Source organism: Methylococcus mesophilus (assembly GCF_026247885.1).
GTDB classification, from domain to species: Bacteria; Pseudomonadota; Gammaproteobacteria; order Methylococcales; family Methylococcaceae; genus Methylococcus; species Methylococcus mesophilus.
Genome location: NZ_CP110921.1, coordinates 1,716,200 through 1,729,302 on the forward strand (window position 1 = coordinate 1,716,200; position 13,103 = coordinate 1,729,302).

16 protein-coding genes are annotated in these 13,103 nt (G+C 62.7%); 9 read left to right on the plus strand and 7 right to left on the minus strand.

Annotated features, from left to right (window positions below):
- Window positions 1–6: 6 nt before the first annotated feature.
- The 5 genes from OOT43_RS07955 to OOT43_RS07975 are packed head-to-tail and all read right to left on the minus strand — an operon-like array spanning window position 7 to window position 2,832.
- Window positions 7–591, minus strand: a complete 585-nt coding sequence (locus OOT43_RS07955; RefSeq protein ID WP_266024318.1) for a CPBP family intramembrane glutamic endopeptidase — start codon at window positions 589–591, stop codon at window positions 7–9.
- Entirely contained in the window at window positions 588–1,157 is a 570-nt protein-coding gene (locus tag OOT43_RS07960; protein ID WP_266024319.1) for an SRPBCC family protein, read from the minus strand. The genes OOT43_RS07955 and OOT43_RS07960 overlap by 4 nt, the downstream gene beginning before the upstream one ends.
- Window positions 1,154–1,651 carry a CYTH domain-containing protein gene (locus OOT43_RS07965; RefSeq protein ID WP_266024320.1) on the minus strand — a complete coding sequence of 166 codons (498 nt, stop codon included), beginning with the start codon at window positions 1,649–1,651 and terminating at the stop codon, window positions 1,154–1,156. The genes OOT43_RS07960 and OOT43_RS07965 overlap by 4 nt, the downstream gene beginning before the upstream one ends.
- Window positions 1,652–1,654: 3 nt before the next feature.
- Window positions 1,655–1,843 carry a hypothetical protein gene (locus OOT43_RS07970; RefSeq protein ID WP_266024321.1) on the minus strand — a complete coding sequence of 63 codons (189 nt, stop codon included), beginning with the start codon at window positions 1,841–1,843 and terminating at the stop codon, window positions 1,655–1,657.
- A 59-nt stretch (window positions 1,844–1,902) separates the two neighbouring features.
- On the minus strand, window positions 1,903–2,832 hold the full coding sequence (locus OOT43_RS07975; RefSeq protein WP_266024322.1) for a LysR family transcriptional regulator: 930 nt from the start codon (window positions 2,830–2,832) through the stop codon (window positions 1,903–1,905).
- A 118-nt stretch (window positions 2,833–2,950) separates the two neighbouring features.
- Here OOT43_RS07975 and OOT43_RS07980 point away from each other — a divergent pair, with 118 nt between their 5' ends.
- From OOT43_RS07980 to OOT43_RS07995, 4 genes are all read left to right on the plus strand, one after another.
- A complete protein-coding gene (locus tag OOT43_RS07980; protein WP_266024323.1) occupies window positions 2,951–3,409 on the plus strand; it encodes a YybH family protein in 459 nt (152 codons plus the stop codon).
- A gap of 245 nt (window positions 3,410–3,654) precedes the next feature.
- Complete coding sequence (gene sodB, locus OOT43_RS07985) at window positions 3,655–4,239, plus strand: superoxide dismutase [Fe] (RefSeq protein WP_266024325.1); 585 nt, start codon at window positions 3,655–3,657, stop codon at window positions 4,237–4,239.
- A 111-nt stretch (window positions 4,240–4,350) separates the two neighbouring features.
- Window positions 4,351–5,046: an SDR family oxidoreductase gene (locus tag OOT43_RS07990; protein WP_266024326.1), complete on the plus strand. Its 696-nt coding sequence runs from the start codon at window positions 4,351–4,353 to the stop codon at window positions 5,044–5,046.
- Window positions 5,047–5,073: 27 nt separating this feature from the next.
- Window positions 5,074–5,496, plus strand: a complete 423-nt coding sequence (locus tag OOT43_RS07995; RefSeq protein ID WP_266024327.1) for an exosortase system-associated protein, TIGR04073 family — start codon at window positions 5,074–5,076, stop codon at window positions 5,494–5,496.
- Between the two features lie 7 nt (window positions 5,497–5,503).
- Here the strand turns inward: OOT43_RS07995 and OOT43_RS08000 are convergent, their stop codons facing one another.
- Complete coding sequence (locus tag OOT43_RS08000; protein ID WP_266024328.1) at window positions 5,504–5,917, minus strand: gamma-glutamylcyclotransferase family protein; 414 nt, start codon at window positions 5,915–5,917, stop codon at window positions 5,504–5,506.
- Between the two features lie 53 nt (window positions 5,918–5,970).
- Between OOT43_RS08000 and OOT43_RS08005 the strand changes: the two genes are divergently transcribed.
- The 5 genes from OOT43_RS08005 (at window position 5,971) to OOT43_RS08025 (ending at window position 12,111) form a co-directional block, all read left to right on the plus strand.
- Window positions 5,971–8,121, plus strand: a complete 2,151-nt coding sequence (locus OOT43_RS08005) for an AMP-binding protein (RefSeq protein WP_266024329.1) — start codon at window positions 5,971–5,973, stop codon at window positions 8,119–8,121.
- Window positions 8,118–9,281: a lysophospholipid transporter LplT gene (gene lplT, locus OOT43_RS08010; RefSeq protein WP_266024330.1), complete on the plus strand. Its 1,164-nt coding sequence runs from the start codon at window positions 8,118–8,120 to the stop codon at window positions 9,279–9,281. Before OOT43_RS08005 ends, lplT begins: the two co-directional genes overlap by 4 nt.
- Window positions 9,282–9,376: 95 nt before the next feature.
- Window positions 9,377–9,730 carry a DUF2782 domain-containing protein gene (locus tag OOT43_RS08015; protein WP_266024331.1) on the plus strand — a complete coding sequence of 118 codons (354 nt, stop codon included), beginning with the start codon at window positions 9,377–9,379 and terminating at the stop codon, window positions 9,728–9,730.
- 47 nt (window positions 9,731–9,777) lie between these two features.
- On the plus strand, window positions 9,778–11,361 hold the full coding sequence (gene gshA, locus OOT43_RS08020; RefSeq protein ID WP_266024332.1) for a glutamate--cysteine ligase: 1,584 nt from the start codon (window positions 9,778–9,780) through the stop codon (window positions 11,359–11,361).
- 27 nt (window positions 11,362–11,388) lie between these two features.
- Window positions 11,389–12,111, plus strand: a complete 723-nt coding sequence (locus OOT43_RS08025) for a phosphoadenylyl-sulfate reductase (RefSeq protein ID WP_266024333.1) — start codon at window positions 11,389–11,391, stop codon at window positions 12,109–12,111.
- A gap of 10 nt (window positions 12,112–12,121) precedes the next feature.
- On the opposite strand, the gene cysB is transcribed toward OOT43_RS08025, so the two are convergent.
- Window positions 12,122–13,096, minus strand: a complete 975-nt coding sequence (cysB, locus tag OOT43_RS08030) for an HTH-type transcriptional regulator CysB (protein ID WP_266024334.1) — start codon at window positions 13,094–13,096, stop codon at window positions 12,122–12,124.
- Window positions 13,097–13,103 lie beyond the last annotated feature (7 nt).

The window sequence follows — 13,103 nt, forward strand, 5'->3', positions numbered from 1 at the left end:
AAAGGATCAGCGGGAAACGCCGGCCCGGTAGCTGGCGGCCACCGCGAGAAACGCGACGCTGTCGTACAGCGAGTGGATCAGGATGGGAACCAGCAGATTGCGCTCGCCCCCGACATCCAGCGCCAACCCCAGATAGATGCCGGTCAGGCCGGCCAGCAGGGCATACAAGGGAGAGACCCAATGCACCAGGGCGAATACCAGGTTGCTGAAGACCAGTCCTCCCAGCCAGCCCCAGTTGGCTTCGAACCAGGGCTGGAAAAATCCGCGGAACAGGATTTCTTCGGTGATGCCGGCGAGGAAGCCGAGGAAAAGCAGGTCGGCCACTCCGCAGGCCGCAAGAAAAGGCCCCAGGCGGTCCACCAATACCCGTTTGATTTCTCTCAGGCCCGCGACCCGGGTGCTGTAGGACCACTGGAATACCAGGCACAGCGGCAAGGTTCCAACCAGTCCGTAGGCCAGACCCTCCAGATCGAAACGCAGCGCAGCGATCGGGTCTATTCCCGCCAGACCGCCGAAGCCGAATGCCAGCAGCAGCAAGCCGCCTTCGAACACGGCCGCGAACTTGAGAAAGCCGCCGCGAGGCGTCCTCACGCATCCACCCCGCCGACGTCGCTGTCTTCCAACTTAAGGCTCAAATGCTCGGGTTTTGCCGGACTGTCCAGGACCCGCGCCAGCGCGAGCAGGAATACGTCCATGACACCGTGGTAGGACAGCGCGTAACGCACGAAGAACCGGAACGCCGGATGGAAAATACTGTCGCGTTCGGTGATCGTCAGAACCGTTCCTTCCTCGCCATCCGCCTCGAGTTCGTACACCCAGACACCCCGCAACGGCAGATGTTCGCCCGCCAGCGCAGTGACCAGACGCCTGGGCGGCGCGGCCTCCAGCACCCGGAACCGCACCCTCGCCCCCGCCGCGCACACTTCGTTCCAACTCGGAAGCCCGTCGACGTCCGGGGCCAGTTCCACTGCGGCGAGACCCGGCCGCCACAGCGGGAAGTTCCCGAAGTCAGTCATGATCTCCCAGACCCGTTCTGGAGTCGCCGGTAGCCTGATCCTGCTCGCGGCCTGATGGGTTTTCGGCAAGCGCATCCCGAGCAGAACCAGGGCGGCCACCGCCAACAGCAGAAAACCAATGACGACCAGCAACGCGATCATGCCAGAGCCGATTTCTGGTCCTGTTCAGGCCACCGGCTGAACGGCAGCGTCGACAAGCAGGTGTTGTAATAGCGAGGATCATGGGTGACTTCCTCGCCCGCCCACTCCGGCAGTTCGAAGGGCTCGTCAGGGTCATCGAGTTCGAGCTCGGCCACCACCAGGCCTGCGTTCTCTCCTTCGAACACATCGACCTCCCACAGCCTGCCAGCCACCGGGACGAAATAGCGCATCTTCTCGATCAACGGCTTGCAGCTCAGTTCCTTGAGCATGGATTCGCCGTCGGCAGCCGGTATCTCGTATTCGTATTCATGGCGCTGGGCTCCGATCGTTGCACTCTTGATGTTGAGCCAGGCCCGCTCGCCGCTGATACGGACCCGCACCGAACAGCGTTGTTCGTCGTTCAGATAGCCCTGGCAGATGCGCATGGAATCGCTCACGGCCTTGCGCCAACCCTCGCCGCGTACCAGGAACTTCCGTTCGATTTCAAGCGCCATGCTTCACCGCCGTCCACGCCTGCCGCGCCACCACCGGCGCAACTGCTTCTCGTTGAAGAACATCAGCGCCAGCCCCGAATAGCCGGTCCCCGCCAGCCAATTGCCGTGGTAAAAGGATCCCACCGCCGCCATGATCGAAAACAGCACGATGATGTCTTTCAGTGCCGCCACCAGACGATCATGCTCGTCCATCGCCTACCCCCTTCGGCCCGTGCCGGACAAAGACATCAAACCCTGCGCACCCTCGGGACTCACTCGCCGCCCTGCGGATGCATCCACTCCTCCCAATAAGGTGTGGGATGAAAGCGCTCATGGAGGAAGTCCACGAAAGTGCGCACCTTGGCCGACAAATGCTTGCGGTGCGGGTAAACGGCATGAATGTCTGCCGCAGCCGGCACATAGTCGGTCAAGACCGCCTGCAATCTGCCCTTGCGGATGTCCTGTCCGACCATGTAGGTCGGCAGCAGGACCAGGCCCAGGCCACTGATCGCCGCCATGCGCAAGGCATCCGCCGAGTTCGCCTCCAGGGTGCCGGAGACCTTGATGACCGTCGACTTGCCGTCCTGCGACACGAACTGCCACTGATCACGAGGCGGCAGGCTCGAATTGCTCAGGCAGTTGTGCTTCTTGAGGTCCTCCGGCGTTTTGGGCACGCCGCGTTTCTCGAAATAGCCCGGCGCGCCGCAGACGATGCGCTGGGATGTGCCGAGTTTGCGGGCGATCAGGCTGGAGTCGCGCAGTTCGTCAAGGTGAATGGCGAGATCGAAGCCTTCTTCCACCAGGTCGACATAGCCCGCCTGCAGCACCAGCTCGACGTTGACGTCGGGATAGATTTCCAGATAGGCCGCGATCGCCGGCGCCAGATGGTAGGCGCCGAAAAACGGTGCGGCATTGAGCTTGAGCGTCCCTCGAGGCTCGGTCTGCAGGCGCGTCACGGCCAGCTCAGTCTCTTCCAGGTCGTCCAGGATCTGCAGACAACGCTCCAGATAGACCATGCCGACCTCGGTCAGGCTCAAGTGGCGCGTGGTCCGGTTCAGCAGCCGGACTCCTAAGCTGTTTTCGAGCTGCATCACATGCTTGGTCGCCATGGCCCGCGACAACCCCATTTCCTTGGCGGCAGACGCGAAGCTTCCTGCTTTCGCGACCTTGGTGAAAACGACCATGCTCGTGAGTTTGTCCATGTCCTTTTCCGACTAAAGTTCTATTTATTGAAACAATTCGTAAAATTTATTGGATATTGTAAACCATAGCGTGGTTTCCTATAGTCAGTTCAAACCCTACCGACAATGGAGACCCCCCATGCGTACTCAAATCCTCTTGCTGGCGGCCGCCTTAGGCCTCTTGACCACCCCTGGATGGGCACAGGAAGACATCCGGACCATCGCCGCGAACAACGCCGCCGAATGGAATCAGGCGTTCGCGGATGGCAAGGTCGATGAAATCGTTTCGTTGTACACGACGGATGCCATTTTGGTGCAGCCGAACGGAAAAGTCTCCCGCGATCCGGGCGAAATCCGCAACTTCTGGCGGACCCTGATCGACCAGGGCGCCTTCAAAATCGATATCGTAGATGTTAAAGGCGAAAAAGACGACACCATCGTCACGACCACTACCCTGTCCGACATGAAGACTCTGCAGGATTCGCACCAGACGCTCCGGTACCACTACGACGGCGTGCTGTACAGCGTACTCAAACGCCAGAGCGACGGCAGCTGGAAAGCCCAGGTCCAGCAGTGGTCGGAACGGTCCCGCGGCTGATGCCGAAAAAACGCAGGTTGCCCGCCCCGACACATGCCAAGGTTCTTCCCGCTTCCTGAGAACGGGCTTCCCCTGAAGCTCGTTCTTGCTTTCCCCCGACCAGGCGGTCCATCTCCCCGACTCTGATCCCTCATGGCCGCTCCCAAGGCCGGCTTTTCCTAGTAAAATACCTGGAATTTATCCACCCGAAGGCGTCCCCGCCGTTCGGGCGATTTGCCACCACCCACCCAACGAGGAGACTCCCGATGACCCATGAACTGCCCGCTCTGCCCTATGCAAGAAACGCCCTGGAACCGCATATTTCGGCTGAAACGCTGGAGTTCCACTACGGCAAGCATCACCAGACCTACGTCACTAACCTGAACAATCTGATCCCCGGCACGGAATACGAAAACCTCTCCCTGGAGGAGATCGTCCGCAAGGCGCCGGCCGGCGGCGTTTTCAACAACGCGGCCCAGATCTGGAACCACACCTTCTATTGGAACAGCCTGTCCCCGAACGGCGGCGGCGAACCGACCGGCGCCCTGGCAGAAGCCATCGTCAAGAGCTTCGGCTCGTTCGAGAAATTCAAGGAAGAGTTCACCAAATGCGCGGTAACCACCTTCGGCTCCGGCTGGGCCTGGCTGGTGAAGAACGCCGACGGCAGCTTGGCGCTGGTCAGCACCGGAAACGCCGGCTGCCCGCTGACATCGGGCCAGACCCCTCTGCTGACCTGCGACGTGTGGGAACACGCCTACTACATTGACTACCGGAACGCCCGCCCGAAATACGTGGAAGCCTTCTGGAGCCTGGTGAACTGGGAATTCGCCGCGGCCAATTTCGCCGGCTGAAGCGTTTCCCCGCGGGCAAGAGAGCCCTTGTCCTGACGGACAAGGGCTCTTCTGTGCCGGCCGGTATAATAGAATTCGCGTTCACGACATCCACCGCTCGAGGGTTCAACCGTGCTTTCCGTCCTGGTGACCGGCGCCAACCGTGGACTCGGTCTCGAATTCACCCGCCAATACCTCGACGCTGGCTGGCGCGTGATCGCCACCTGCCGCCATCCTCATGATGCCGCCGAACTGCGCGAACTGGCCAAGCGCCACGAACATCTGGCCATACATGCGGTCGACGTGCGGAATTTCGTCGCGATCGATCAACTGGCCTCGGCCCTTGCCGGTCAACCGATCGACGTCCTCATCAACAACGCCGGCGTCTATGGCGACGAGCCCGGCAACGGTTTCGGAGCCATCGATTACGATCTATGGCAGGACGTCTTCAGAACCAACGCCATGGCACCGGTGAAAATGGCGGAAAGCTTCCTGCCCCATCTGGAGCGGGGAAGCCGCAAGCTGATCGTCGGCATCACCAGCCTGATGGGCAGCATGGGAGATAACACCAGCGGCGGCGCGATCTACTATCGATCCAGCAAAGCGGCGCTCAACGCCGCGCTCAAGAGCCTGTCCCTGGACCTCAAGCCGCGCGGCATCGGCGTGCTGATTCTCAACCCCGGCTGGGTGCTGACCGACATGGGCGGCCCCAGGGCGCCGACGACGGCGGAGCAAAGCATCGGCGGCATGCGTCGAATCATCGACGAATACACGCCGGCGCTGTCCGGGCGCTTAATGAATTTCGACGGCAGGGAATTGCCGTGGTAACCGATCATCGAGTTTAAGGACGCCGCCATGCAGAATAAAGCACTCTCCCTCCCGACTCTGCTCCTGCTGGCGGGCCTCGGCGCCACCGTCCCGGCAGCGCAAGCCGACGACTACGGCACCGCCACATCGCTCAAGCTGGGCAGCGGCCTGTCGAACCTGACCACGGGCTGGCTGGAGATCCCAAAGAACATGATCAACACCAGCAACCAGACGAACGTCCTGTTCGGCATCTCCGGCGGCCTGCTCAAGGGACTGCTGCACACGGTCGGACGCACACTCACCGGCGCCGTGGACTTCATCACCTTCCCGGTTCCGACTCAGCCGATCGCCCACCCGGAATTCGTGTGGCAGAAATTTTCCGAAGAAACGACCTACGGCCCGGCATTCACCGCGGGGACCTTCAAGGAGCCGAAGCCGGCTCCGGCAGCCTCGCCCTACTCGAAGATGTGAGCCGCTGTTAGCGGAACCGCCGCCGACAGCGCCGGACATAGGCCTGGCCGCGCGTCCTGATGAAATCGTCCAGGCTCCAGCCGCGGTAAACCAGCAGATACTCGCTGCGAGGCGGGATCAGGTAGACTTGGGCCGCTAGACAATCCAGCGCAGCGGTTGAAACCGTAACCTCGATCCTTGTATAGAACGCATCTTCGAAACGGTCCAGGCGAGCGAGATCGCGAGGACCGAGCCCGAGAAACAGGGTTCCCGGAGTGATCACCCCGGTTTCGCGCCGCAAGCCCGGATAGACTCGGTGGCGAAGGCGATAGCACGCGTGGTCAGACAGCCATGCCGGCACGGCATCGAACGTCCGCCCAGCCACGGCGGCCATCACTTCCGGCAACTGCAGAGTGCCATAGGCGAACAGCGAAACTCCCATTATTTCCCGAATCCGAACAAGTCCAACCCCAGCCGGCGAAAACCCAGCCCACAATGATCAAGCCGATAATCCGATTCCTACTCAAAACCCTTTACCAGGTCCAGGTCAAGGGCATCGAGCATTTTCACAGCGCCGGAGAGCGGGTGCTCATCGTCTCAAACCACACATCGTTCCTCGATCCCATCCTGCTCTGGGCCTTTCTGCCGGACGAAATCACCTTCGCAATCAATACCCGCATCGCCGAAGCCTGGTGGGTCAAACCGGCCCTCCGCTGGGTTCGGACCTTTCCGATGGACCCCATCAATCCCATGTCGGTCAAGGCTCTGACTCACCACCTGCGCCGCGACCGAAAAGCCGTGGTGTTCCCGGAAGGCCGCATCACCGTGACCGGCTCGCTGATGAAGATCTACGACGGGTCCGGCATGGTAGCGGACAAGGCCGATGCCGTGGTCCTGCCGATCCGGATCGACGGTGCCCAGTACTCACCGTTCTCCCGCCTCAAGGGCGTGGTCCGGCTGCGCTGGCTGCCCCGGATCACCGTCAACCTCCTGCCGCCGCGAAAGATCAGCCCATCGCCGGACATCCATGGCGAGGAACGCCGCCGCCATGCCGGACTCGCACTGTCGGATATCATGAGCGAGATGATATTCGCCACCGGCAACCACCATGGCACCTTGTTCTCGGCCCTGCTCGATGCCCGCAAGGTGCACGGCGGCAAGACTCTCGTGCTCGAAGACCCCGAGCGCAAGCCGGTCAGCTACAACCAGCTGATCGCCCGCGCACTGTTCGCCGGCGAAAGACTCGAACGCCTGACCGAAGCGGGTGAAACGGTCGGCGTCCTGCTGCCCACCGCCATCGGCACGGTCGCCACGCTGCTCGGGTTGCAGCACACCGGCCGCGTCCCCGCCATGCTCAATTTCAGCACCGGCGTTTCCGTTCTGTTGGCAGCCTGCGAAACTGCGGCGATCCGGACAGTGCTGACCTCCCGGCGCTTCGTCGAGGGGGCCAAACTGGAGGACGCCGTCTCCCAGCTTGAAACCAAGGTCAAGGTGATCTATCTGGACGACGTCTTCCGGGACGTGTCGGCGCTGGAAAAGTTGCGGGCGCTGGTGAAAGGACATGCGGTTGATTACCGTTACCGCAACCGTGTATCGGCGGATTCGCCGGCCGTGATCCTGTTCACCTCGGGCTCGGAAGGAGCGCCCAAGGGCGTCGCGCTCTCGCACGCCAACCTGCTCTCCAACCGCGAGCAGTTCGCCGCGCGCGTAGACTTCGGGCCACAGGACGTAATCCTCAACGCCCTCCCCCTGTTCCACTCCTTCGGCCTCACCACCGGCACCCTGCTGCCACTGCTGTCGGGCACCCGGATATTCCTTTACCCCTCGCCGCTGCATTACCGGATCATCCCCGAGGTCGCCTACGACATCAACGCCACCATCCTGTTCGGGACCAACACCTTCCTGAGCGGCTACGGCAAACACGCCCACCCTTATGACTTCTACAGTATCCGCTACGTGTTCGCCGGCGCCGAAAAAGTCCAGGCGGAAACCCGCAGGCTGTGGGCCGACAAATTCGGCATCCGCATCATGGAAGGCTACGGCGTCACCGAAACCAGCCCCGTGCTGGCGGCCAACACAGCGATGCATTACCGGGAGGGCACGGTCGGCCGCCTCATGCCGGGCGTCGAATATGCCCTGGAACCGGTGGAAGGCATCGCAGAGGGCGGGCGGCTGCACGTGAAAGGCCCGAACGTCATGCTCGGCTATCTCCGCGCCCATGCGCCGGGTCGGATCGACCCACCTGCCTCCTGCTTCGGCGCCGGCTGGTACGACACCGGCGACATCGTCAGCGTGGACGAACACGGCTATGTCACCATCAAGGGCCGGGCCAAGCGCTTCGCCAAGATCGGCGGAGAAATGGTCTCGCTGGCGGTCATCGAAGAACTGGCGGCCAGGGTGTGGCCGGACGCCCTGCACGCCGTGATCAACCTCTCCGACCCGCGCAAGGGCGAGCAGATCGTCCTGGCAACCAGCCAGCCGCAGGCCGACCGGACCCCACTTTTCGAACGGGCGAGGGCCGAAGGGCTGGGCGAACTCTACCTGCCCAAGCAAATCCGGATTCTGCCGGCCCTGCCGCTGCTCGGCTCAGGCAAGATCGACTATCCCGCGCTCACAACCCTGCTGGTGGCGGAGACCGGGGCATGATCAAGGGGCTCGCTCCGCTGGTCGTCGCCCAGTTTCTCTCTGCATTCGCCGACAACGCCATCCTGTTCACCGTCATCGCCATCGTGCTGCAGGGAGGCGGACGCGGAGACTGGTACGTCCCGGCTCTGCAGAGCGTCTTCCTGGTCGCCTACGTGACCCTTGCACCCTGGGTCGGCATCTGGGCCGACCGGCTGCCCAAGCCGCGGGTCCTGATCATCGCCAACCTGATCAAAATGGCGGGGGGGTTGTTGCTGCTGGGAGGCGTCGAACCGCTGATCGCCTACGCCCTGGTCGGCGCCGGCGCAGCCCTGTACAGCCCCGCCAAGTACGGCATACTGCCGGAAATCGCCGACAAGGATCATTTGGTCAAAGCCAACGGCTGGGTGGAGGGGGCCACCATCGCCGCCATCCTGCTCGGAACCCTCGGCGGCGCCAAAATCGCAGACCAGTCGATCCCGCTAGCCATGACGGTCATTTGCGGCTGCTTCCTGCTCTCGGTCCTGGTAGGTCTGCTTCTGCCCAGGCTGCCGGCGCGCCACCTTGCCGAAGTCTCCGCCGTCCGCCAACTGGTCGTACAGAGCAGGGACTTGCTGAAATCCCAGCGCGCGCGGCTGGTGCTGTTGGGTCTGGCGATGTTCTGGGCCGCCGCAGCGACTTTGCGCGTCGTACTGGTCGCCTGGGCACCCGCCGTACTGCACACCCGGACAGCCACCGACATCGCCGAACTGACCCTGTTCACGGCCATCGGCATCATCATTGGCTCCGCTCTCGCCCCACGTTGGATTCCACTGGCGGAAATCCGCCGGACCCGCTATGCAGGCTACGCGATGGCGCTCATGCTCGGCCTGCTCGCGGCGGCGGCCGATTTCTGGCCGGCCCGCGGCGCCCTGCTCGGCATCGGCATCGCCGGTGGTTTCTTCGTGGTGCCGCTCAACGCCGCCATCCAGGACATCGGCCACCGCAGCGTCGGCGCCGGCATCGCCGTCGCCATCCAGAATTTCTTCCTGAACGCCGCCATGCTAGTCGCCGTCGGCCTCTACACTGCCGCCGCCGCGCAAGGCGCAGACCCGGTCATGGTGCTACTGGTCATGGGCGCGATCGTACTCGGCTGCGTCATCAGGATCGCTCTCCGGCTCCCCCCAAAAGCGGCGGACGGCTGACGGTCCTGCGGCAAAGCGGCGGCGGGACCGAATCTATAATCCTAAAATAGGATAATATGATTGACGCCCTGCAGACTTAAGACCTCAAAGCATCCATGCCATTCCCGACCCACCGACTGCCATTGCTGCTCCTGCTGCTCACACCGCTTGCCTGGGGCATCGATTCGCCCGAGGAAGGGAAGCTCCAGCCCGTACCCGATCCGCCGGACATCCCGGGGCCAGTCCAGAGCGGGGAGGAGCTGGAGCCGGATGTGACCATCATGCGCAAGGGCGAAGACCTCTACGAGGAGTACCGCATCAACGGCAGGCTCTACATGGTCAAGGTCAAACCCAAGATCGGCCCACCCTACGTCATGATGGACAAGGACGGCGACGGCAACATGGACGTCCGGACGACCGACATGGCCCGCAGCATGGACATCCCGCAATGGGTCCTGTTCAGCTGGTAAACCGCCCCTAGCGATCACGGCAACACGTCTTTTCAGGATTTCCGGGCTTGAGAAAACTCATCGACTCGCGGCTCGAGCAGCTCGCCCGCGCCGGGCAGGCGCATTTGCTGCGAAAAGGATTGAAGGGGCTGGAAAAGGAGAGCCTGCGGATCACGTCCGCCGGTGAAATCGCGCAAACCCCCCATCCGAAAGCGCTGGGCTCGGCGCTGACCCATCCCGCCATCACCACCGACTATTCAGAAGCGCTTATCGAGCTGATCACCCCGCCTTTCGAGGACAGCGCCGACACCTTGGCGGCGATGGAAGACATCCATCGCTTCGTTCACGCCAATATCGACGGTGAACTGCTGCTGGCAACCTCGATGCCCTGCCGGATCGGGGGCGACGAGAGCATACCGATCGCGGTCTACGGCAGCTCCAACATCGGCCGGATGAAGCACGTTTACCGACGCGGCCTGGGCTACCGCTATGGCCGGGCCATGCAGGCCATCGCCGGCGTCCATTTCAATTACTCGGTGAGCGAAGAGCTCTGGCCGGTCCTGCAGACGCTGGCCGGCGACCGCCGCTCGCTGGCCGAATTCGTCGCCGACCGCTATTTCGGCATGGTGCGCAACATTCAGCGCTTCGGCTGGCTGGTCCTGTTCCTGTTCGGCACTTCGCCCGCGATGTCCAAGTCCTTCCTCACGGGGCGGGAGACGCCGCTGGCTTCGAGTTTCACCGAATTCGACCCCGCCACCTGGCACCGTCCCTATGCCACTTCGCTGCGCATGAGCGATATCGGCTACCGCAACGACAACCAAGCCAGCCTGGACATCTCGGTCAACCGGCTCGACGACTACGTCCGCGATCTGAGCCATGCCATATCGACGCCCTATGCGCCCTACCGGGCCATCGGTGTGGAAGTGGACGGAGAATACCGCCAACTCAACGCCAACATCCTGCAGATCGAAAACGAGTACTACAGCACGGTGCGGCCGAAACAGGTCACCCGCTCCGGCGAGATGCCCACCCTGGCGTTGAAAAAGCGCGGCGTCAGTTATCTCGAACTTCGCTCGGTGGACCTGAACTGCTATCACCCGGCCGGAATCAGCCTCGAGCAGTTGAGGTTTCTGGAAACCTTCATGCTGCTGTCCCTGCTCGCCGAAAGCCCGCCGATGAGCATCGAGGAGAAGAAAACCGCGGCCAACAACGTGCTGGCTACCGCTTGTTGCGGGCGCACACCGGGGATGGCACTGATCCGGGGCGATGCCGCCGTGGATCTTCGAGCCTGGGCCAGGGAGCTGTGCGAATCCATGGCGCCGATCGCCGCCATGCTGGATGGCGATTCGAATGGCCGGGCGTTTTCCGCCGCCCTGGAGCAGCAGTATGTGGCGGTCGCCGATCCCGAACAGCATCTGCCGTCGGCCCGCATGCTGCGGGAGATGCGCGGCAACCACGAATCCTTCGCCGAATTCGCGCAGCGGCTGTCGGCGCAGCACGCCGACGCCATGCGCAGCCTTCCCCTCGAACCCGAAAAAGCCGAGGCCATGCGGCGCAAGGCCGAACAGTCGCTGGCGGAACAAGACGCCATCGAGGGAGAGGATTCGGCAGCCTTCGCCGACTATCTGGAGCACTACTTCGCCCAAACCTGAACGTATGCAACCCATTCCTCGATCCTCATGACGCACACCGACATCGACACACTCCAGGCCGAACTGGCCGGCTGTTCCCCCCGCGCCGTGCTGGAAGCGGCATTGGGCCGCTTCCAGCGGATCGCGGTATCTTTCAGCGGGGCGGAAGACGTCGTGCTGGTCGAAATGGCCTCGCGTCTTCGTCCTGGCATCGAAGTCTTCACCCTCGACACGGGACGTCTGCACACGGAAACCTACCGCTTCATCGAGGAAGTGCGCGAGCGCTTTCCCATCAGCCTCGAAGTGCTGTCGCCGGATGCCGCGGAACTGGAAGCGATGGTGAGGGGAAAGGGACTGTTCAGCTTCTACCGGGACGGCCATCAGGAATGCTGCGGAATCCGCAAGGTCGGGCCACTGCGCCGCAAGCTGGCGACGCTTGACGCGTGGATTACCGGCCAGCGCCGGGACCAGAACCCGACCCGGCAGGCGGTTCCTGAAGTGGAGGCCGATCCAGCCTTTGCGAGCGAAAGCCGCCCCCTCGTGAAATTCAATCCGCTGGCCGGCTGGACTTCTGCCCAGGTGTGGGATTACATCGCGGCTTGCGAGATTCCGTTCAACGCTCTGCACCTCAAGGGGTACGTCAGCATTGGCTGCGAACCCTGCACCCGCCCGATCCGCCCCGGCCAGCACGAACGCGAGGGCCGCTGGTGGTGGGAGGATGCGCTCAAGAAGGAATGCGGCCTGCACATCGGCGACGCATCCAAGGCCTGACGGCCCGAAACTACCGGACAGGCAGCGTCAGCCCAGCAAACAGGGCTTCGAGTTCCTTGGGTTCGCGCAAGGCCAGCGCCCGATCCACTACCTCGCGGGTCAGATGCGGCGCGAACAGTTCGATGAAATCGTAAAGGAAGCCGCGGACGAATATGTCCCGCCGCAGGCCGATGTTGGTCACGCTGCTTTCGAACAAATGGGAGGCGTCGAGCGCCACCAGATCCGCATCGGTTTCCGGGTTGTAGGCCATCTTGGCGATGATGCCGACGCCCAAACCCAGCCGCACATAAGTCTTGATGACGTCGGCGTCGACGGCGGTCAAGGCCAGCCGCGGCTTGAGGCCCGCCCGGTTGAACGCCTGGTCCAGATGCGACCGGCCGGTGAAGCCGAAGACATAAGTGATCAAAGCGTGCTCGCCGAGGTCCTGCAGGGTAAGGCTGGGCTTTTCAGCCAGGGGATGGCCTTTTGGCACCAGCGCGATCCGGTTCCATTTGTAGCAGGGCAACATTACCAGATTGCCGAAGAGCTCGATCGCCTCGGTCGCGATGGCGATATCGACCAAGCCGCGCGAGGCCTCCTCGGCTATCTGGACCGGCGTACCCTGATGCATGTTGAGCTTGATGCCGGGATAGCGCTGCATGAATTCGCGCACCACTGGCGGCAGGGCATAGCGGGCCTGGGTATGGGTGGTGGCGATGGACAGCGAGCCAACGCGGTTGTCGCGGAATTCCTGGGCGACGCTGCGGATGTCCTGAACCTTGCTCAGAATCTGCCCTGCAAGTTCGACCACGTGTTTTCCTGCCGGAGTGATCTCGGTCAGATGCTTGCCGTTGCGGGCGAAGATGGAGATTCCCAGCTCCTCTTCCAGCAGCTTGATCTGCTTGCTGATACCGGGCTGGGACGTAAACAAGGCGTCCGCCGTGGAGGAAACGTTGAGATCGTGCTGGGAGACCTCCCAGACGTAGCGCAGCTGCTGCAGCTTCACCGCTGAA

Bases quoted from the DNA above. Each gene is read 5' to 3' on its own strand.
- OOT43_RS08000 (WP_266024328.1), bottom strand. From the start codon at position 5,917: ATGGGAGTTTCGCTGTTCGCCTATGGCACTCTGCAGTTGCCGGAAGTG.
- lplT (WP_266024330.1), top strand. From the start codon at position 8,118: ATGATCAAGGGGCTCGCTCCGCTGGTCGTCGCCCAGTTTCTCTCTGCA.
- OOT43_RS07980 (WP_266024323.1), top strand. From the start codon at position 2,951: ATGCGTACTCAAATCCTCTTGCTGGCGGCCGCCTTAGGCCTCTTGACC.
- OOT43_RS08025 (WP_266024333.1), top strand. From the start codon at position 11,389: ATGACGCACACCGACATCGACACACTCCAGGCCGAACTGGCCGGCTGT.
- OOT43_RS07965 (WP_266024320.1), bottom strand. From the start codon at position 1,651: ATGGCGCTTGAAATCGAACGGAAGTTCCTGGTACGCGGCGAGGGTTGG.
- OOT43_RS07970 (WP_266024321.1), bottom strand. From the start codon at position 1,843: ATGGACGAGCATGATCGTCTGGTGGCGGCACTGAAAGACATCATCGTG.
- sodB (WP_266024325.1), top strand. From the start codon at position 3,655: ATGACCCATGAACTGCCCGCTCTGCCCTATGCAAGAAACGCCCTGGAA.
- OOT43_RS08015 (WP_266024331.1), top strand. From the start codon at position 9,377: ATGCCATTCCCGACCCACCGACTGCCATTGCTGCTCCTGCTGCTCACA.
- OOT43_RS08005 (WP_266024329.1), top strand. From the start codon at position 5,971: ATGATCAAGCCGATAATCCGATTCCTACTCAAAACCCTTTACCAGGTC.
- OOT43_RS07975 (WP_266024322.1), bottom strand. From the start codon at position 2,832: ATGGACAAACTCACGAGCATGGTCGTTTTCACCAAGGTCGCGAAAGCA.
- OOT43_RS07960 (WP_266024319.1), bottom strand. From the start codon at position 1,157: ATGATCGCGTTGCTGGTCGTCATTGGTTTTCTGCTGTTGGCGGTGGCC.
- OOT43_RS07995 (WP_266024327.1), top strand. From the start codon at position 5,074: ATGCAGAATAAAGCACTCTCCCTCCCGACTCTGCTCCTGCTGGCGGGC.